The 19816-nt window shown below is 38.1% G+C and carries 21 protein-coding genes; 4 read left to right on the top strand and 17 right to left on the bottom strand.

Annotated features, from left to right (window positions below; genetic code table 11):
- Window positions 1-151 precede the first annotated feature (151 nt).
- The 4 genes from guaA to NF867_RS13905 all read left to right on the top strand — a co-directional run bounded on the left by guaA (window position 152) and on the right by NF867_RS13905 (window position 4997).
- Complete coding sequence (gene guaA, locus NF867_RS13920) at window positions 152-1681, top strand: glutamine-hydrolyzing GMP synthase (protein ID WP_252588700.1); 1530 nt, start codon at window positions 152-154, stop codon at window positions 1679-1681.
- Window positions 1638-2906: an ABC transporter substrate-binding protein gene (locus NF867_RS13915; protein ID WP_252588698.1), complete on the top strand. Its 1269-nt coding sequence runs from the start codon at window positions 1638-1640 to the stop codon at window positions 2904-2906. The genes guaA and NF867_RS13915 overlap by 44 nt, the downstream gene beginning before the upstream one ends.
- The gene (locus NF867_RS13910; protein ID WP_252588696.1) at window positions 2903-4072 is read left to right on the top strand and encodes an RsmB/NOP family class I SAM-dependent RNA methyltransferase; all 1170 of its coding nucleotides are present in this window, start codon (window positions 2903-2905) and stop codon (window positions 4070-4072) included. The genes NF867_RS13915 and NF867_RS13910 overlap by 4 nt, the downstream gene beginning before the upstream one ends.
- A gap of 397 nt (window positions 4073-4469) precedes the next feature.
- On the top strand, window positions 4470-4997 hold the full coding sequence (locus NF867_RS13905; RefSeq protein WP_252588694.1) for a hypothetical protein: 528 nt from the start codon (window positions 4470-4472) through the stop codon (window positions 4995-4997).
- A gap of 99 nt (window positions 4998-5096) precedes the next feature.
- Here NF867_RS13905 and NF867_RS13900 read toward each other — a convergent pair whose 3' ends face one another.
- The 17 genes from NF867_RS13900 to NF867_RS13820 form a co-directional block, all read right to left on the bottom strand.
- Window positions 5097-5615, bottom strand: coding sequence for a c-type cytochrome (locus NF867_RS13900; protein WP_252588692.1), 519 nt, complete (start codon window positions 5613-5615; stop codon window positions 5097-5099).
- 219 nt (window positions 5616-5834) lie between these two features.
- A complete protein-coding gene (locus tag NF867_RS13895; protein ID WP_252588690.1) occupies window positions 5835-6602 on the bottom strand; it encodes an ABC transporter permease in 768 nt (255 codons plus the stop codon).
- Window positions 6586-7305, bottom strand: coding sequence for an ABC transporter ATP-binding protein (locus NF867_RS13890; RefSeq protein ID WP_252588688.1), 720 nt, complete (start codon window positions 7303-7305; stop codon window positions 6586-6588). Before NF867_RS13890 ends, NF867_RS13895 begins: the two co-directional genes overlap by 17 nt.
- The gene (locus NF867_RS13885) at window positions 7302-8543 is read right to left on the bottom strand and encodes a nitrous oxide reductase family maturation protein NosD (RefSeq protein WP_252588686.1); all 1242 of its coding nucleotides are present in this window, start codon (window positions 8541-8543) and stop codon (window positions 7302-7304) included. The genes NF867_RS13890 and NF867_RS13885 overlap by 4 nt, the downstream gene beginning before the upstream one ends.
- Before the next feature lie 203 nt (window positions 8544-8746).
- Complete coding sequence (locus NF867_RS13880; RefSeq protein ID WP_252588684.1) at window positions 8747-9172, bottom strand: nitrous oxide reductase accessory protein NosL; 426 nt, start codon at window positions 9170-9172, stop codon at window positions 8747-8749.
- Window positions 9126-9743 (bottom strand): hypothetical protein, encoded by a 618-nt coding sequence (locus NF867_RS13875; protein WP_252588682.1) that lies wholly within the window; start codon window positions 9741-9743, stop codon window positions 9126-9128. The genes NF867_RS13880 and NF867_RS13875 overlap by 47 nt, the downstream gene beginning before the upstream one ends.
- Window positions 9744-9867: 124 nt before the next feature.
- Window positions 9868-11859 carry a Sec-dependent nitrous-oxide reductase gene (nosZ, locus tag NF867_RS13870; protein WP_252588681.1) on the bottom strand — a complete coding sequence of 664 codons (1992 nt, stop codon included), beginning with the start codon at window positions 11857-11859 and terminating at the stop codon, window positions 9868-9870.
- Window positions 11860-11911: 52 nt separating this feature from the next.
- The gene (locus NF867_RS13865) at window positions 11912-12448 is read right to left on the bottom strand and encodes a c-type cytochrome (protein ID WP_252588678.1); all 537 of its coding nucleotides are present in this window, start codon (window positions 12446-12448) and stop codon (window positions 11912-11914) included.
- A 23-nt stretch (window positions 12449-12471) separates the two neighbouring features.
- Window positions 12472-12915, bottom strand: a complete 444-nt coding sequence (locus tag NF867_RS13860) for an RrF2 family transcriptional regulator (RefSeq protein ID WP_252588676.1) — start codon at window positions 12913-12915, stop codon at window positions 12472-12474.
- Window positions 12916-12920: 5 nt separating this feature from the next.
- Window positions 12921-13253 carry a metal-sulfur cluster assembly factor gene (locus tag NF867_RS13855; RefSeq protein WP_252588674.1) on the bottom strand — a complete coding sequence of 111 codons (333 nt, stop codon included), beginning with the start codon at window positions 13251-13253 and terminating at the stop codon, window positions 12921-12923.
- Between the two features lie 8 nt (window positions 13254-13261).
- Window positions 13262-14527, bottom strand: a complete 1266-nt coding sequence (locus NF867_RS13850) for a hypothetical protein (protein WP_252588673.1) — start codon at window positions 14525-14527, stop codon at window positions 13262-13264.
- A 16-nt stretch (window positions 14528-14543) separates the two neighbouring features.
- Entirely contained in the window at window positions 14544-15074 is a 531-nt protein-coding gene (locus NF867_RS13845; RefSeq protein ID WP_252588671.1) for a DUF2249 domain-containing protein, read from the bottom strand.
- 4 nt (window positions 15075-15078) lie between these two features.
- A complete protein-coding gene (gene ric / locus NF867_RS13840) occupies window positions 15079-16068 on the bottom strand; it encodes an iron-sulfur cluster repair di-iron protein (RefSeq protein WP_252588669.1) in 990 nt (329 codons plus the stop codon).
- An 80-nt stretch (window positions 16069-16148) separates the two neighbouring features.
- A complete protein-coding gene (locus tag NF867_RS13835; protein ID WP_252588667.1) occupies window positions 16149-17354 on the bottom strand; it encodes a hypothetical protein in 1206 nt (401 codons plus the stop codon).
- A 9-nt stretch (window positions 17355-17363) separates the two neighbouring features.
- Window positions 17364-18107, bottom strand: a complete 744-nt coding sequence (locus NF867_RS13830) for a tetratricopeptide repeat protein (RefSeq protein WP_252588665.1) — start codon at window positions 18105-18107, stop codon at window positions 17364-17366.
- 163 nt (window positions 18108-18270) lie between these two features.
- Window positions 18271-18993, bottom strand: a complete 723-nt coding sequence (locus NF867_RS13825; protein WP_252588662.1) for a YebC/PmpR family DNA-binding transcriptional regulator — start codon at window positions 18991-18993, stop codon at window positions 18271-18273.
- 107 nt (window positions 18994-19100) lie between these two features.
- The gene (locus NF867_RS13820) at window positions 19101-19667 is read right to left on the bottom strand and encodes a MarC family protein (protein ID WP_252588660.1); all 567 of its coding nucleotides are present in this window, start codon (window positions 19665-19667) and stop codon (window positions 19101-19103) included.
- Window positions 19668-19816 lie beyond the last annotated feature (149 nt).

Genomic DNA, 19816 nt, shown 5'->3' with positions numbered 1-19816 from the left:
CAGGGCAGATTTATATAAACCTATCTGTCTGAGCAATGTTAACTTCATGCAGACTGGACTACTGCCGACTGTTTATTGCGGACTAGGTACTTCAGACTGACTAATTCTCAACTTCTTCTGTCAAATTTATTTGAAAAGCCTATCTTTGCGCATGCTGGAAAAAATTATCATCCTTGATTTCGGTTCTCAGTTTACTCAATTAATTGCCCGTAGAGTTAGAGAACTCAATGTTTACTGTGAAATTCATCCTTATAATCACCTTCCTGAGTTTGATGAAAGCGTAAAAGGTGTCATCTTTTCAGGGTCACCACACTCAGTTCGTGAAGAAAATGCCCCTAGCGTTGATCTATCGCTGTTTCATAATAAATATCCATTATTGGGTGTTTGCTATGGAGCACAGTTCCTGGCGCAAACCATGGGCGGTAATGTTTTACCTTCTAAGATCCGTGAGTACGGTCGCGCTAACTTAAGCACGATCAACAACGACCATGAGTTGATGAAGGGTTTGACGGATAACTCGCAGGTATGGATGTCACATGGTGATACAATTGCTGAGGTTCCGGAAGATTTTGAAATTATTGCCAGCACCGACAGTGTTCGCGTGGCTGCTTTCCATATTAAAAACACTAAGACATATGGTATCCAATTCCATCCGGAGGTAACACACTCTTTGGAGGGTAAATTGTTACTGGATAATTTCCTGGTACAGGTTTGTGGCTTGTCACAAAACTGGACGCCAAACTCGTTCATAGATACTACCATTGCCGATTTGAAAGAAAAATTAGGTGATGATAAAGTGGTTTTAGGTCTTTCAGGAGGAGTAGATTCTACCGTAGCAGCAGTATTATTACACAAAGCTATCGGTAAAAACCTTTACTGCATCTTTGTTGATAACGGTTTATTACGCAAAAACGAGTTTGAGAGCGTATTAAAACAATACGAAGGCATGGGCCTTAACGTAAAAGGAGTTGACTCTAAACAACGTTTTTACGATGCACTTGCAGGTTTAAAAGAGCCTGAGGCAAAACGTAAAGCTATTGGCCGAGTGTTTATTGAAGTGTTTGATGATGAGGCACACCAAATTGAAGATGTTAAATGGTTAGGACAAGGAACGATTTATCCTGATGTTATTGAGTCAGTATCGGTAAAAGGTCCTTCAGCAACCATTAAGTCTCACCATAACGTAGGTGGTTTACCTGACTTTATGAAACTTAAAGTAGTAGAACCATTACGCTCATTATTTAAAGATGAAGTACGTCGCGTTGGAAGAACATTAGGTATTGCTGATGAATTATTGGGTCGCCATCCTTTCCCTGGTCCAGGCTTGGCAATTCGTATTTTAGGTGATGTTACTCCTGAAAAAGTACATATATTGCAACAGGCAGATGCCATCTATATCGAGAATTTGAGAAGTTCTGGTTGGTATGATAAAGTATGGCAGGCTGGATCTATTTTCTTACCGGTACAGTCGGTAGGTGTGATGGGAGATGAGCGTACCTATGAGAATGTGATCGCCTTACGTGCCGTTGAATCAGTTGATGGTATGACCGCTGATTGGTGCCATTTGCCATATGAGTTATTAGCAAAAATTTCTAACGAGATCATCAATAACGTAAAAGGAATTAACCGAGTTGTATATGACATCAGTTCTAAACCGCCTGCAACTATTGAGTGGGAATAATTTTTTAGGTGCGCTTGTTTTAACGGCTACTATTACAGTTTCTTCTTGTTCAAAGAAAGCTGTACCTCCTCCGGTAAGTTCAAGTAAACCAGTGGAAAATACGGTTAAGGAAGATGTTGCGAAAAGTGCGAAGGAACCAGCGGTGTTTTCTCGTAATTCAAATAAAATTCCGGTAATATCATTAGTGTTGCCTTTCAATGTTGATCAAGTTGACTTATCAACGGCAAGTACTAAAAAAGATATTGAGCCTTCGGCTGTAGCCCTCGATTTTTATCAGGGCTTCCGTTTGGGTTTGGATTCAGCTACCCAAAGTGGTAATAAAATTAAATTACAGGTTTTTGATAGTAAAGACGATTCTGTTGAGGCTCGAAATATAGCCCGTAAACAGGCGATCATTAACAGTAATTTGGTTATTGGACCTTTGTATCCTGCAGAAATCCGTTCAGTTAACCCTATTTCGGTCGAAAATCAACAGTATTTTGTTTCTCCGCTTTCACCGCGTGTAGTTGTAAAGGGAAATCCATTCTTTATTGTGCCTGTTTGCCCATTGGAGATCCATGCAAGGAAGGCTGCGGAGTTCATTATTAAAAAGTTTGAAACTAATAGGGTAATGATCCTAAAAGGTTCTGACTCGGATGAGGATAATTTTGTAAAACCGTTTAAAGTAGCTTTTGAAGAGCAAAGTATTGGAACGGCGATCAACGAATATCGAACCACAACTAATCTTTTTGATCCAATGGTCGCTAAATTGGTGAAAGGTCAAAATAATATCCTGTTGGTGTCTTCAGCAAACAAAGCTTTCTGGCAATCTCTCTTGAAGTTTTTGGATAAAAATGCCAAGGATTACAACTTTACCATTTTTGCTTATCCTGGCTCGGAAAAACTGACTAATTCATTAGGTTTGAAAAACCTGGAGAAGTATAATGTGTATTTTACTTCGTCCTATCATATTGAAAAGAACGATCCGGGAACGGCAGCTTTCTTTACAAAGTACAAACAGGTTTACGCTACTGATCCTAATGAGTATGCTATTAAAGGTTTTGATATCGGTTACTTCTTTGCAAAGCTTTTATCATCGCACATAACCGATTACGATAAGTACATCAACAAGTTTTATAACGGTATTCATAACAATTTTCAATTTGTTAAAACTGAAAATGGCTTTTTAAATGAAAGCCTTAAAGTTTTAAAGGTTGAAAACTCCAAGTTTGTAGAACAAAAATGAGGTTCGACAACCAATTAAGGATAGCGGCATCTATTATCGAAGAGTATAATTTCGAGATGCCGCTTTCTCGTTTTTTAGCAAATTACTTTCGGAAAAATAAACAAATGGGATCGAAAGACCGTAAAATGGCTTCAGACCTTGTTTATTCTTTTTTTCGTTTAGGCAAATCCCTTCAAAAGCAGTCGGTGGAAGAGTGTTTGTTAGTGGCCCAGTTCTTATGCCGCTCGTCATTCAGCCCTTTGCTCGATCAATTGCAACCTGTTTTTAATCAACAGATAGAACTTCCCCTGGATGAAAAGTTCACTTATTTAAAGACCTTATATCCGGCATTTAACCCATCTTTACTATTTCCCTTTTCAAATGAATTGTCAGATGGGGTAGATAAGGAGGCCTTTGTTCTTTCGCAATTAAATCAGCCAAAGCTTTTTATACGGGTAAGGAAAGGGGAAAACGAAAGAGTTAAACTAAAACTCAGAGAATTCGAAATTCCGTTTGAGGAGCTTTCTTCTACCTGTTTTGCTTTTAAGAATACTACTAAGTTAGATCATCTTTTCGAAGGTGATATTCCTCGTCCTTTTGAAATACAGGATTATAGCTCACAATTAACGGGTGCTTATTTTAAACCGGCACAGTGGGAGCAATGGTGGGACTGCTGCGCGGCCTCAGGGGGTAAATCGTTGATGCTTTATGAGCAGGAACCGGGTATTAAACTTCTCGTTTCCGACATTCGTGAGAGCATTTTGGATAACCTTGATGAACGTTTTAAAGCAGCCGGAATAAAAGGGTATCATCGAAAGGAACTGGATCTTACAAAGAATTTAGAACCATTTTTACCAGGTAGGGAGTTTGATGGAATTATTTTGGACGCACCATGCAGTGGCTCCGGTACCTGGGGGAGAACACCTGAAATGGTTTCGAACTTTGAAGAGGGAAAAATTGATTGGTTCAGCTCGCTTCAAAAGCGTATAGCTGCAAACATTGTAAAATGGCTTAAACCTGGTAAGCCCCTCATTTATATCACCTGTTCAGCTTTTAAAAAGGAAAACGAAGAAGTGGTACAGTTTATCAGCTCGGAGCTTGGTTTTGAAATTGAGCGTTCCCAGCTGTTAAAAGGCTATGAAAATTTCGCGGATACTATGTTTGTGGCAAGGCTGATCAAAAAATAATCCATAAATTCTCATTCTTTGAGTTTTACATAATCGTTTTTCAACGGTTAAAATCTGCTTTTGGTAATTCATGAAGCTCCTTTTTGAGGGGCTTTTGTATTTTTTACAGATCGCAGTTTTTGTTAAGCAAATTATTTTTATATAAAATTTAATTGTTTAAACATTCTTTTTGATCCAAAAAATGAAATTTCCCCTTGAATAAACCTAACCTTACAAAATATAATTTCAGCAAGAGTAAGTCGTAACTTCTTAAATTTCAGTAATATATAATTTACCTAAATACAACTTACTTGTTATGTTAATTTAACATCTATTGCAGCTACTCATTGTAAATTTGGGCATCATTACCAAACAACAAAGCAGAAAAACAAAAATTAGATACCTAAATATTAATACTATGGAAACTGTAAAATCGATTAAAACAAATTTTAAAATGGTCTCAGTAATAGCTTTATCATTAGGAGTTGTGACTGTTAGCTCACAGTGGGGAACTCATAAGTCGACCGTCCCTTTAAAAAAATCTTTCGCTTCTATAACTATGCCTACCGATACAGTATTGGAGAATAAGACAACAGAGGTAAGTTCATGCTTGTCACCTGTAATGCTTAAAAATTCCATTGCTGTGGCAAAGGTTTACCATGCGAATACAAGTATAATGTTCAAAGCTCCGGTGAATGAATTGCCTTCTGAAACTCAAACCTTGGATGAACTAGTAAAGTTTAAAATTGAAGCTCAACCAGAAGGAAACATTGAGGAACCTGTTGAAATGACTTTAGCAGAATTAGTGAAATTTAAAGATCCTACCAATAAGGAAGCAGAAATTCAGGAACCAGATAATTGTACCCTTAACATTTCGGAATTAATAAAGTTCCACGCGCCTACCATTGAGGACTCAGTAACTCATCTAGAGCCAATTGGTGAATAACGCTGTCAAATTAAAAGAGGTTTAATAAATATTACTTCTAAGTTTTAGTCCATTAAACTTTTTAAGGCCTTAAAATGATTGGGCATAGGAAGGATAACATTACTTAGCTCCATCGTTTTGTCGAAGGAATTCCAGAATTTGTCGGGCTTCATCATCAGAAACATTCTGAAAGGTCATTTGGGTAAGGTGTTCTGCCAGAAGCGCTTTTGCTACCGGATCCTTTTGGGTCATTTCTTGAGGGTTGGTCATCATGTTCATGATCCATTCGGGTGTACGACGTTCGGTTACGCCTTTTAAACCAGGGCCTACAATTTTTTGGTCGGTTGTTTTATGACAGGCCGAACATTTTGAAGTAAAAGCCGCTCCTCCTTTTTGGGCAAGCTCAACATCAAAACCATTGAGCTTTACGTCGGTAAATTTGCCGATACCTTTACTGTCACTATGAGCCTTTGTGTCTACAGCTGCTGATTCAGTTGTGCCTTCAGTGTTTTCAGCATCCGAGGATTCTGAAGATTCTTTTTTTTCTGATCCACCACCACATCCCATTAAAACGGAAACAGCAATAATTGTTAAAGAGGTAAATAGGTTTCTGATTTGTTTTTTTTTGAATGTTTTCATAAAAGATCGCTTTTGGGGTTTATCTAATTTACCAAAAAAGCATTATAAGAGTTAGATGTAAATCATTGATTTTGTGTTGTTTTTATGATATATTTTTAACTTTTAATGATTTACATAATAAAAAAGCCTGGAGAATAATGAAATTCAACCAGGCTACACAACTAAAAAAATGACCTCTTCTACTTTGTTTTTAAGTTTTTAGAAAGATAAAAAACCAGGTTATAGATTTTTCTTTTTAAAAATTTTCACACAGATTAATAAGGGAACAATGAACCAAACCAGCAGGATGGCTACAGAAATAAATAGCCCCCAGTTTGTACCTAATATCGTTTTATATAATGCGCCGGTATAGCCCATTAAGGCTGAAACGTCCATTTGGAGCATCACAATTATTCGCCCCAAATCAATGGGGTTAAATGCAGTAAGTACCAGTACCGTTTTTTCTAAGGGGTAATCGCTAAAACTGTACAATATGCCAAGGATCAATCCATCATAAATTACCGAGAAGAAGAACCAAATCAATAACGACAATCCCATGCCTTTTGCTTTATCTCGTGTGGCAACAGAGCATAAAAAAGCAAGTGACGTAAAAATAAGTGATAGTAATATACCAGTATAGAATAAAGTCAAGGCTAATGGGTTTAGCGCATACATACAAATAGGAATGCCCAAGCCAATTATCAGGGCCACAGTAAGTGAGCCGGCAATTCCTATATATTCGCCCAGCAAAATATTGGTCCGTTTTAATGGTTGGGCCACCAGCAGTTCAATAAATTCGTACGAATTGTAAAAATAGCTGGTAGTGAAGATCATCGAAACCAGCGGCACTATAATGTTGATAATGGTTAACAAGCTGCTTACGGCTTTATCAGGATTTTCGTCAAGGTAAAACATGCAGCATGAGAGCACAAACAAAAATACAGTGTAGGCAATAAGAATTTTATTGCGCACAATATCATGCAAAACGTATTTAGTTACTTTCAACATAAGTTTCAGCTTTAAGGTATTCCATAATTGCTTTTCCGAGTTTGTTTTCACCGGTTATATCTTTCAAATCGGCAATGGTGTAATTAAACTTAATTTGACCTTCCATCATGTACAGAATTTGGTCGGCGAGTTCGTCAACTTCGCTCATAATGTGCGAGGTTAACAGTATCAGTTTACCTTTTTCTTTTTCCTTGTGAATTTTCGCTTTCAATATTTCGGCAGCCACCGGATCAAGACCTGCTGTGGGTTCATCCAGTATTAGTACCGGTGGGTTGAACAAGCAGGCCAAAGCCGCACTTACTTTTTGCCGTGTCCCTCCAGAAAGAGTTCGCATCGGCTTATTAAACATGGAAGGTAAATCAAATTGGTGCAGCAGTTCTTCATCATGTGCCTTTTCTTGTCTAATATCTTTCATCATCTCAAACAACTGGCCTATTTTCATATTGTCGGGATAGCGACCTATCTGCGGCATATACCCAATCTTTTTTTTGTAGTATGGGTCGATGCTGGTGTCTTTCCCTTCAAACAAAATAGTGCCTGAATCAGGAATGACCATACCTAATATCGATTTTATGAGTGTAGTTTTCCCCGAAGCATTGGGTCCTAATATTGAAATAACCTGCCCCGGTTCAAAAGTTGTTGAAATGCCTTTCAGCACGTCCAGTTTGCCAAATGATTTACGTAGTTGGTTTATCTCTATCATCTTGCTATAGATTGTATGCGTGGTTGTTCGTCTTTAATAATTTCAGGAGTTATTGAAGGGATGGCTTTTTCAGCTTTATCCAGCAAGTTTACCATCAGGCTGCGCATTAACATAACAGCGTAAGGCATTTTTTCAAGTACCTGTGAGTATAAGCTTACCGGACGGTAGGGAACATCGCCTATTTTGTTGCGGTCCATATCATAACCTTCGTATTTATCCCAATAATTATTAATGAATTTATTTTGAAAATGAGTGCCATTGGTAGATAGATCGAAAGTATTTCCTTTGAAATTATTGTTTTCGAAATGATCGCTTTCGCAATTGGCCAGCAAACGTATGGCCCAGCCGTTTTGCAAAAAGTCATTATTGGTAACATTAATACGGCTGCAGCCTTCAAAATATATTCCGGTAGTATTTAAACTGAATTTATTGTGTTCAATACGGCTATCGCTGATGTCTTTCAGCAAAAGACCATATGACGAGCTGCCTGTATTCTTTTCAAATACATTTTTGAGCATGGTAATTCGCTTGGTATACATTACAGCTACTCCCGAACCATTATTTCTAAAGGTATTATCAATGTATTTGTCATCATCAGAAAACATAAAATGTAAGCCATAGCGGTTGTTTTGCTCACTAAGGTTGTTTTGAATCAAGCTTTGTTTGGCAAATTCGAAATAAATGCCATCGCGGTGCCTGCGAATGGTGTTGTTTTCTATTTTAATGCGATTGCATTGCCATAAATGTATGCCATTGCCTGATTGAGTAGGGTGGCCGGTACCGGTCAGTTTATTGTTTTTTACCAGTATATCATCTGCATCAGATAAATAAATACCGAAAAATGTATTTTGTAAGGTGTTGTTAATGATTTTAACGTTATTGGCCTTAAAAACACGAATACCGGCATAATCTTTTGAAGAACCGATATTGGTGTTTTTAATAATAAAACCGTTAACTGTTACCCCGTTCACTAAAATCGTCAATACTTCGTCTTTACCCTTACCATCTAAAACGGGTTGCCCTTGTCCGGTAAGAGTTATGCTTTTATTAATGGTAATATTTAAGGAAGTGTAGATCCCTTTTTTTACAATGATTTCATCACCATTTTTACTGGCAGCCAGTGCTTTTTCAATGGTGGTGTATTTTTCTTTGGGACCCACGATCAGCTTTTGCTGTGCCAATGCAATGCTGCATTGGGCTATAAGCAGTATGAAAAGGAATACTATTTTTCGTGCCATCTTGAAAGATTATAAAGCAAATATACAATCAAATAAATAAATAAAAGACCTTTTTATCTTTTATTTTAAAATTGTTAAATCAATCAGTTAGGAAGATATTATGGCTAAGACTTAGAACAAAAAAGCATTGGAAGTTGCTGAAACCGCCAATGCTTTTATAAAACAAAATGAAAATTTTTATGAATAGGGTAGATGAATAATGTTTAGTGAGTACGAAGCTTTTTCACTTGTTCCCAGGTTAACAATTCACCACCTGATTGTTGTTGCATTTTTTCGGCCTCCTTTTTTGTACCAAGGGCAGCCAAATGACCTCCCATTGGGCTATTAATGTTTTCTCCGTGAAGGAAAAATGCTTTCTGTACGTTAATTAATTCCTTTGGTTGCGAATGATCGGTAACATAAAACTGTTCAAGGTTTTCTGTACCGGTAAGCACATAATCAACCATACATTCTGCCGAATCGAATTTGAATACTTTGCCGTTTTTGTTAACGATCTCGGCTCCAAATTTATCGTCCATGATGTTCATTTTGCACATGTCACAGGCATCAGAACCATAGCTGATCGATTGTGGACCTTTCTTATTACAAGCCGCGGTTAACAGCAGCAGAAGAAGCAGATAATTTCTCATGATTAACTTTCTTTTTCGAACGTAATTCTACAATACTAATTGTAAATGCAGTAAGAATAGGAGTGATCACCATCCAACCGCCAATTGCCGGAAATGAACCAGCCAAAAAGTTCAATAATTGCTTGTATCCTAACAACGGAGGCTGATACGACATGCCCGGAACCTTTATTGCCGCCATTGGATCGAGGTTATGGCCGTAATCATACTCCCAAAGATAAAAATCAACAGCACCTGCAATACCAAATGCAAGCAGCATAACTGTCCAGGCGTACAACAATTTTTTACTATTTTTCCAATAAGTTAACAAGCCGAAACCTATAAAAAATGCTATAAGGTAGGGCAGTGCTTTAAGTTCTACAAATTCCTCGGCATGGATGTGCTTCATTCCGATGTAATGGTTCAAACCGTTAACCTTATCCACATCGCCGGTTATGTTATTGATCAATATATTCATTTGCAAGCCTTCGGGATATTGCGGGGCTTCCAATGAAATGGTCCAGATTGGAAAAATATAAGCGCCGAGCATCAGTAATGCACACACCAGCACCAATATTCGTGAAGACTTTTTCATGTAAGTGTAATTTTAAGATTTGATTCTCCTGGGGATGAATCGAACTCCTTTTCAGGAGGTAAAACAACCGTAACCGGCACTAAAATAACGGTTACGGTTGTTGCAGGCTGAAACAGATTAGTGTCTATTTCTGAGCTACTTGGTCTTTAGGAGCGGTATCTCCCACGCCATATTTCAAAGCAACGGTTGAGTTTGCAGCAGAAACTCTGGCATAACCCTGCATTTCCTGGTGAAGCGCCGAGCAGAAGTCGGTACAATAGAAAGGGAACACTCCAGTTGATTTAGGGGTCCATTTTATAGTTTGAGTTTCACCTGGCATAATTAATAACTCAGTATTTTCAGCACCTTTGATGGCAAAACCGTGAGGTACATCCCAGTCTTGCTCTAAGTTGGTAACGTGGAAATATACTTCATCGCCTTGTTTAATACCTTCGATATTATCAGGTGCAAGGTGAGAACGAATAGCAGTCATCCAAACATCTACACGTTTTCCATTACGAACCACTTTAGTTTCTTGCTCGTTTTTAGCAGCGTAAGGGTGCTCATTTTTGCTCAGTTCAAATATTTTTTTCTGATTTTTCATGATCACTTCTGCAGGACAAGCTTGTGCATAGTGTGGTTCGCCAATAGTTGGGAAGTCAAGCAATAAGTTCATTTTCTCACCCGAAATATCGAACAATTGAGCCGACTGCGTTAATTCCGGACCGGTGGGTAAGTAGCGATCTTTGGTGATTTTGTTTAAGGCGATCACGTATTTACCGTAAGGTTTTTTGTTATCACCACCAACTACACATAAGTGACCAATTGAATAATAAGTAGGAACACGATCCACAACTTCGCGGGTATCAACTTTCCACTTTACAATTTCTGATGAAACGAACATTGAAGTATAGGCATAACCTTTATCATCAAATTCGGTATGCAGAGGGCCTAAGCCTGGTTTTTGAACTTCACCGGCCAAAGCAGCTTCGTATTTAACAACTGAAACATTATCGAATTCACCATCAAAAGTTTTCTTAGCAATTGCATCAGTTAACTTTTTAAATGAGAATACAGGAATTACCGCTGCCAATTTACCACTGGCTACAATGTTTTCGCCATCAGGGCTTACATCGGCTCCGTGTGGAGATTTAGGACAAGGAATGAAATAAACGATGTCTTTTAATTCACGTGTATCAAGAGTTAATACTTCTTTCTCTACGGTTGATTTAGCTGAATGTGTTTTTTCGTCGTATTTGTTATGATAATACGTAGCTGGCATTTTTTTGCCTTTACCTTGTTTTACGTATTCTTCAGCTTTTTTCCAGTTTACCGCCATGATAAAGTCTTTATCACGTTGACTGGCATTTACTTCAAGTAAAGTGTGAGCTTGTTCTGAGTTGTAGCATGAGAAGAACATCCAACCATGTGAAACACCTTTACCGCTACGAGCCAAATCATAGTCAACACCAGGTACCAATAGCTGGAATGCAATGTTCATGTTGCCTTCTTTTTGGTCAACATTGATGAATGAAAGAGCTCCGCGGAAGTTTTCTTTATAGGAAGTGATCGGCACGTCAGTATTGTTTCCAATAGGCACGCTGAAACGAGTACCCGCAACCACATACTCGGTATTTTCGGTACAATAAGGAGAAGAGTGGTTACCGCCGGAGTTTGGAACCTCAAGGATTTCTTCAGTTTTAAAAGTAGCCAGATTGATACGAGCAATACGTGGGGTATTGTTACCATTGATAAATAACCAACGGCCATCGTCCATGCCATCGGTTTTAGAAAGCTGAGGGTGGTGAGCATCATCCCATGGAATAAAACCATGAGAAGTATTTAACATAGCTTTAGTTTCTTCAGTATATCCCCATCCGTTTTCTGGGTTTTGAGAAAATACCGGAATCACTTTAAGCAGGCGACCTGAAGGTATACCGTAAGCAGCAACTTGTCCGCTAAAGCCTCCTGAAGCAAACAAATAAACTTCGTCTAATTTACCAGGAGCAACGTATACCTTTTGAGCAGCATCCCCTGAGATTACAGTTTCCGCTTTTTTGGGTTTACAACCGGTAAATGCAGCTGTGGCGACAGCTACAGCTAACATTAATTTTGAATGTTTGATGAACGGTGTCATGTAGTTTATTATTAGGTAATAAAAAGACCTTTATATCTGTTAGTAGTTAAAATTATTTGGCTCCGTCGTTTTGACGTAAAAATTCCAAAATTTGGCGAGTTTCATCATCCGTAACATTTTGGAAAGTCATTTGAGTTAGGTGTTCTTCTAAAAGTGCTTTAGCAACCGGATCACTTTTGGTCATTTCAGTAGGATTGGTGATCATATTCATGATCCATTCAGGAGTACGGCGTTCGGTTACACCTTTTAAGCCCGGACCAACAACTTTTTGATCGGTAGTTTTATGGCAAGCCGAACATTTTGCAGTGAATACGGTTTCACCATTTTTAGCTAAGTCAGTGTTTAATGCTTCAATTTTAACTTCAGTAAATTTTCCAACCCCTTTACTGTCGCTATGTGCTTTGGTATCTACTGCTGCAGCGGCACTGCTTTCGGTAGTGGTAGCTTCAGTGTTTTCGGCGGTTTGATTGGAATCGGTATTGTTTTGTGAACCTCCGCAAGACGCAAGGAATAATGAAACGATAGTAAGTGCTAAATAAGGAAATAGAGTTCTTTTTGTCCTTTTTTCTGATAATCTATTGGTTTTCATATTATATAAATTAAATTATGTTGTTAATTAGTTTCTAAAGTGAATTTTATGACTTTACCATCAGCCACATCCGCAGCTAAATCCTGAATGGTTTTAGTTGAGAAAAGGGTGAATAATGATTGCTTGATCCCCTTGTAACTATCGTGTAACGGGCAAGGTTGTAAGTCGTTACATTCTTTTAGTCCAAGTACGCAGGTACCCAGGGGTTTTGGTCCATCAATGGCTATCATTACATTGATAATAGGTATAGGAGCAGTATCTTTTTCTACGTAAAAACCACCATTAGGGCCTTTGGTAGAAGAAATAATTCCCTGCCTCGAAAGTGTTTGCAATATTTTGGCTGTAAAATGCTCAGGCGAACCAATTTCCTTGGCAATATCTTTTATTCCCAGCTTATTGCCGTCCCCACTCTTATAAACAATGTAAATAAGAGCTCTGATTGCATATTCACAGGTTTTCGAAAGCATATCTTTTAGTTTAATCCAAGTTGAGTTTTACCTAGTTCGCTAATGTTATCTACAGTCCATTCGGGTTCCCATACAAGTTGCACATCAATCTGCCAATCCGAATAACGATTTTTCAATCGTTCCCAAATACAGTTAATGATGAAATCTCCGGCGGGACAACCCTTGGTGGAGAGTGTCATGGTGACATTGATTTCTTTTGTAGGTTCCAATGCCTCAATGTTATAAATTAAACCAAGGTCAACAATATTTAACCCCAGTTCAGGATCGATAACACTGCGTAAATTTTCATATAATTCCGCGATAAAAAAAGGTTTATTTTTCAGAATATCGATTTCCATACATTATTTCAATTAACGTTCATTCTGATCAGTTTTATTATGTTGCTAGTATAAAAAAAGGCGCTGAGGAGCAATAACATTCCTCCAAACGAAATTACTGTTGTACTTTTTAGTATGATACCCGCGATTAACAGCACTAATCCAGGTATGTAAAATGTAAATTGCAAATTGAACCAATTTTTATTGTACAAATCGGCAGGCTGTGGGATACTCTCCGCTCCTGCCATATCTTTAAATAGTTCGAGCCAAATAATGTAAGGCAAAATTTTAAATGTTTGGGCCAGAACCAGTCCGGTTAGAAATCCACCTAAAAATAGCACGCCATATGTTTTTGCCAATTGCAGAAAAACCTCATTGTTATTTAGGATCAATAAAACGGCTGCAATAATAACTGAAACAAGACCCAGCGTCAGCATTTTGTATGTAGTATTCATGGGCAAGTCAACTTTACGTTTCATTCTGTTTTTCCAAACGGAGTACAGGAAGTTGGCGAAACAGCTAATGCCTGCTGCTCCTAACAGCCAGCAAACAATGCTTAACCGGCCCTGGTTGAAAAACATATCGATAAGAAAGCCGCAAATGGCTCCGTTTACCAAATACCAACAAAGCCTTAATTGTTTACTGTTAGTTGTTTTACTAAGTAAAAACATTGGCATCAGTTTAGAAAGCACGCCCATAACTAATAATAGAAACCAGCCTGCAAAACCGATATGCGCATGAAGCTTCAGATAGTGTAAGTGATCTTCAGGCAAAAAGGCGTAGCTAAAATTGAAGACCAGTAACGTACCTAATATTGCAGTTACCAGCAGCCAGAGCAATGCCGTTTGAATAAAATCAGCTTGAATATTCTCTGCTTTATGTTTTGTCGTAGTTTTCCAAAGATTAAAGCAATATGACCCGATGCTTGCTAATAACAGCAATGCAGCAACTTGCATCAAAGGACCTGTTATAAAGTGATAGAATGTACACGCCAATCCGATAACGCCTGCTATCAGGCTGAAAAAGCTGAAATAAGCGAGTTTGTTGCTGTATAAGTTAACATCGAGGATAACCGGAACCAAGAGGTAGGTGGTGCCAATAATGATCATGCTGATCCAGCCTAAAGCGGCTAAATGAACCATGGCCAATAGTTGTGGATGGAAAAAATGCCCGGCAAACGCGTTACCGGACATTAACACTAGCACACACACTATCAGATAAGCGATGCTCCCGGCCATATAATGAGCAGAGATCATTTTGGCAGAAACGGTTTTAACTGATACAGCGTGGCTCATGATTTATAGATTAATGTTATCTGAAGATTAGAAGCTCTACTTTTTCTTTGTTATAGATCAGGTACTCAAAGTCGCGTGCCTTTAATTCAGGAAGCAAGAAAAGTGGTACTTTTTTATGGTGGACCAGTAATGCATGATCTGCAGGTAAGTGCTCAAGCTCAGCCAGGATGGTGAGCATGGGCTGCGGCATTTCAAGTTCTCTTACATCCACTTCGTGCAATTTGCCTTTAAAGGCATTCACAAGACTTGTAAATGTTTCGTCGTTGAAATCTAAATTGATTTCAGGTTCGTTAGAATGGCTTTTAACCGCTAGTGATTCAGGTTCAAAATAGGTATGTACCTCATTGTTACTTATGCGCTCTGTCCGGCAAACAAACCCTTTCGATTGCATGATCACATAGAGCGGAACGGGTTCGAATGGAGTAATCAGATGCAACCCACTACCAGTAGGGAGTGTGTTTACCGTCTCCATAATTTGTTTAAACGGATCTTGCTTTTGAGCAAGCAATGGCCTTACATCAAGCAATACCAAGTTTTCTGTTTCCATAGTTTTAAGGTTTTACAGAACATGAATTTTCAGATGGTTCAACTGACACATCTTTACCCATCAGCTCTGCTTCAAGTTCAATAGCTTTAGGGAATAGAATATTGTTCTCTAAATGAATATGATTATGTAAATCATCTTCAAACTCTTTGAGTTTCGCATATAAGACACGGTAGGTAGTACAGGCATCAGCTGGTGGAGTATAGTTATTAGACAGTTTACTGATAGCCTGCATTAATTCTCCTGCTGAATCATGCTCCATTTCCATCATATTTACAGGGTTTTTAACCGTGCCGAATGTTGGAGTTCCTGCTTGTTTGTTTTCTCTTTTTAGTTTACCTAATTGCTGAATATAAGGGAAGAGTACTCGTTCCTCTTTCATCAGGTGCATGTTAAGTTCAGCTGCCAGCGCATGAACGTTCTCTGCAATTTCAATGTTTTCAGGGTGATTGGCGCCATGAACTCTTGCAACCTTTTGAGCAAATTCAAGCATTACCGGCAATGAATCCTTTACGTAGGTGTGATGTTTATTTACAATATAATCAACTAAAAACTCTACCGACCATTGATCATAGTTTTCTGCTTTGGTACCAATGCTTTCTGTAGCATTTAGTGCGGTTTGTAATTCGTCATAGTTTACTCCTTTTTCGGAGCACACTTGTTTAACCGATTTCTTACCGCCACAACAAAAGTCGATTCCAAATTTTTTAAATACTTCAGCCTTGCGGAAATCCTTTGCTACCAATTCGCCTACGGTGCTGTCATTCTCGCCAACTAAATTTTTAGTGATTCGAACTTTCCACCATTCAGGGCCTTCCATTAGATATTCCCAGCTGAATGTCGCTCCGCGTTCAGCTAATAACTGATAGTAAAGCGGCTTAGGGTCATGGTCATTATGAATAATAAAACCTTCACCTGCTTGAAGTTGATCAAATCGGTTAAAGATTGTTGGATGCTTGTGTTTAGGTTCCAGAACGGTAACATCTAATATTTCCATGGTGTTCATATTTTATCTTCGTTTATAAGTCAAAGATAAAAACATATTTCAAATAAAAGATAAAAAGGTCTTTTATTTTTCTACTCTTTTTTTGAGTAGAACCAAAGGCCAAATAGCGCTGGAGGAAGGATTGCTGAAGCCAAGATTAAAATGTGTTGAAAATGAGGGATATATGATTTGCTGTTCATAAGTAGGCTTCCACCGAATAGCAATAGTTCGGTAATAATAATACCTGCAATAAATAAATAAGCTGCAGTAGAAAATGGTTTGGAAACTAAAATCAGCTTGTTATAAATACTGTAAAACAAAACCAAACAACTAAAACAACCTAAAAATACCATGTGCAGATAACCGATGATCAGGTGGCGGATTTGAGTGGCTAGATCAGCAAAATAGGGAAGGGCAGAGAGTAGTTGCATACTGGCTTTTAGAGTGAAAGCCAATACACCTAAAAGCAGCAACGTTTTTTGAAGTCGTGGCAAGGAGAATAGTATTCTCCATTGAAAGGTTTTAAACAGAAATAATAATGCAAAACATTGCAGCAGGGCTCCAAGACCTCCAATAACATAAGCTAATGCCGGCGGTTTGTTCCATAGGAGCGAAAGTGAATAGGTTAATAAAACCGAGATGAGCAACAACGAATAAATCAGTTTTGAACTGATTGGGGGAAATATAAATCCTTTTTTTTCAACTAGATTTATTAGTAATGATAAAACGCCTAGGCATAACCAACCATTGTATTGAAAATGCAGGTAAAAGTAAATGGCATTATAATAAAACGGAGAGCCTGATAAGCCATTGGCAATAATAGGCCCTAAGGTAAATGGGCCGATGGATGATAAACCTAAAAATATTAAGCCCAGTTGGGCTGTTTTAAGGGAAAGCGTTTTGGGGTTGTTATACGTTGCTTTGAAAAAGAATACGATAAACCAGGCATTTACTCCAATGAATAATGTTGAGAAAGCGATAGAAACAACGAAGTAACCCTTAAACGGAAATGAAAGCAACATTCCATAGGCTGTAAAAACAGTCAACCAAATCAGGTTTTTGAAATTCTTTTGTTCAAATAATTTCGCCGGAATGAAACAGTGGCTAAGTGCCAGCATTAAAGCCATAAATGCCCAACCACTAAAAGCGAAATGGCTATGAGCATGTAAAATGTACTGATAGTTCAGCCCTTTGATCGGACTAATCATAAGCCATCGCAACAGCAAGCCAACTAATGAAAGAATAAAGAAGTTGAAAAGTGCTATGCGGAAATACTTTTGAAGATTTAGCAACGGCATTTTAAGCGGTTATTTATTTTCTTCCTTGTAATACATCAAAGGAATTGAATAATACCTTGTGCAAACAACTTTATCAGCATATTGTGCCGGCGTAACTTTTCCGAGTTTTGCCGAAGCTTTCATCATTTCTAACACTAATTTTCGGTCGATGAAATTCTCATCGGTTGGAATGACCGTAATGGAGCCATCTTTACCAAATAGCAGGCCCACCTTTAATTTTACTTCATTGATGGTAGTTACATCAATGTTTTTATTAGCCGCTTCTATATCAAAGACCCGAGACTTTATATCTTTTGATGCGACAATATTATTGGCAATTTCCTTTAATAATTTGGTGTTGATACTGTTGTTAAATAGCAGATCCTCGGCTTTTCCATCTAAAAGTAATTGTGGTAGCTTGTCTACATCAGCAATGTCCATTGTATCAGCGTAATTTAAGCGAACATTCAGTTTCTGTTTCAAAATTTCTTTTGATTGCGTATCGCCCAAAGCCGCCGAACGTTGAAACAGTTCGATTGCCTTTTGCTTGTTGCCAAGTTCATATTGCAAAACAGCCAGGTTATATAGGGCATCAACGTGTTTAGGGTTCAGCTTTAAAACTTCTTCGAAGTTAACAATAGCGTTCTGCGAATCTTGCTTATCATAAAAGTTAAGGGCTACCTGGTAAAGGCTGTCGGCTTTGTTGGCACTTTGAGCAAACAAGGAAACAGAAGTGAATAGTGCTAAAACGAAGATTGTGATGCTTTTTTTCATATGATGCTAAAGTAAGTGATTTGTCTTTTGGTTTGTAGTGTAAATTTAATTAATCGTATTAAGATTTATTCCTTATGAGAAATCTGGCAGGATCTTTCATCGTAGCATGGGCAATAAAAAAATCCCACCTTTTGGATGGGATTTTTTATGAGTATATTGTGACTTATGCCTCGTCGCGAGGAGCCATATTGTGATATACAGCATTCACGTCATCGTCTTCTTCTAATTTGTCGATCAATTTCTGAACTTCAGCTTCTTGTTCAGCTGTAACTTCTTTAAAGGTAGTACAAAAGCGCTCGAACTCAGAGCTGATAATGTTCATTCCTTTATCTTCAAGAGCTTTTTGCATTTTACCGAAATCTTCAAACTCGGTAGTAATAGTGATCTCATTTTCATCCTGGAACACCTCTTCAGCGCCAAAGTCAATCAGATCAAGTTCAAGCTCCTCAACGTCAACTCCGTCAGCAGCAATGCGGAATACGGCTTTGCGTTCGAAAATAAAGTTCAATAAACCTGAGGTACCTAAAGTTCCTCCTGAGCGGGTAATATAGCTACGAACATTACCAACGGTACGGTTGATGTTGTCGGTAGAAGTTTCAACCAAGATAGCAACCTTGTAAGGGCCGTATCCTTCGTATACAATCTCTTCGTAGCTAGATGTATCTTTATCGGTTGCACGTTTAATAGCTGCTTCAATGCGATCTTTCGGCATGTTAGCACCTTTGGCATTCTGCATAATTACGCGTAAGCGCGCATTCGATTCCGGGTTGGGACCGCCGGCTTTAACAGCAATTACAATATCTTTACCGATACGGGTAAATAGCTTGGCCATTTTACCCCAACGCTTCATTTTACTTTGCTTTCTCGCTTCAAATGCTCTTCCCATGTTTTTATCTGTTCATAGTTGATCACTTTGGATTATCAACCTTGTTTATGTATGTATTTATTGTTTTAGTTAATCAATTTGACCCGGTTCGTAAAACTATTTTAAGATTATAAACCGGTATTGTTTCTGAACAACTTGATGGCAATTGCCAACAAAATTACGCCAAAGGCCTTTCGTAATATTTCCACCCCATTTTTACCCAGAATCCGTTCCAGTATGCTTACGTTTTTCAGTACAAAATAAACAAAAAGTAAGTTGATAATAATGCCTAAAACGATATTTATAGTTTGATACTCGGCTTTTAATGATAGGAGAGTGGTCATAGTTCCGGCTCCGGCAATTAGTGGAAATGCCAAAGGAACTATTGAGGCAGTTTCAGGCATTTGATCGCGAAAAAAATGAATTCCTAGTACCATCTCCATCGCAATAAAAAAAATAACCAGTGAACCGGCGATAGCAAACGATTTAACATCAACGCCGATAATATTCAATAACTTCTCTCCAACAAAAAGAAATAAGATCATTAATGCCATGGCTACCAAAGTGGCCTTTTCCGACTGAATATGACCTACGCGGTTACGTAATTCAAGAACAATAGGAATAGAGCCCAGAATATCAATGATCGCAAAAAGGATCATTGTTACAGAAATAATTTCGTTGATAGATAAATTCATATAGTGGCCAAAGATAAAAAAAAGAAAGAAGCTAAAAACTGTTCAAGGTTAAATCAAACCCATTGAGGGTTTAATGAAAAGAGGCTGTCTCAAAAGGGGCAGCCTTTTTAGTTGCCGAGAATTGACTGTATATTTTTTGATTGAGAATT

It is taken from the genome of Solitalea agri (assembly GCF_023914155.1).
Classification (GTDB): Bacteria; Bacteroidota; Bacteroidia; order Sphingobacteriales; family Sphingobacteriaceae; genus Solitalea; species Solitalea agri.
This window is presented reverse-complemented; position numbering and strand designations above follow the sequence as displayed.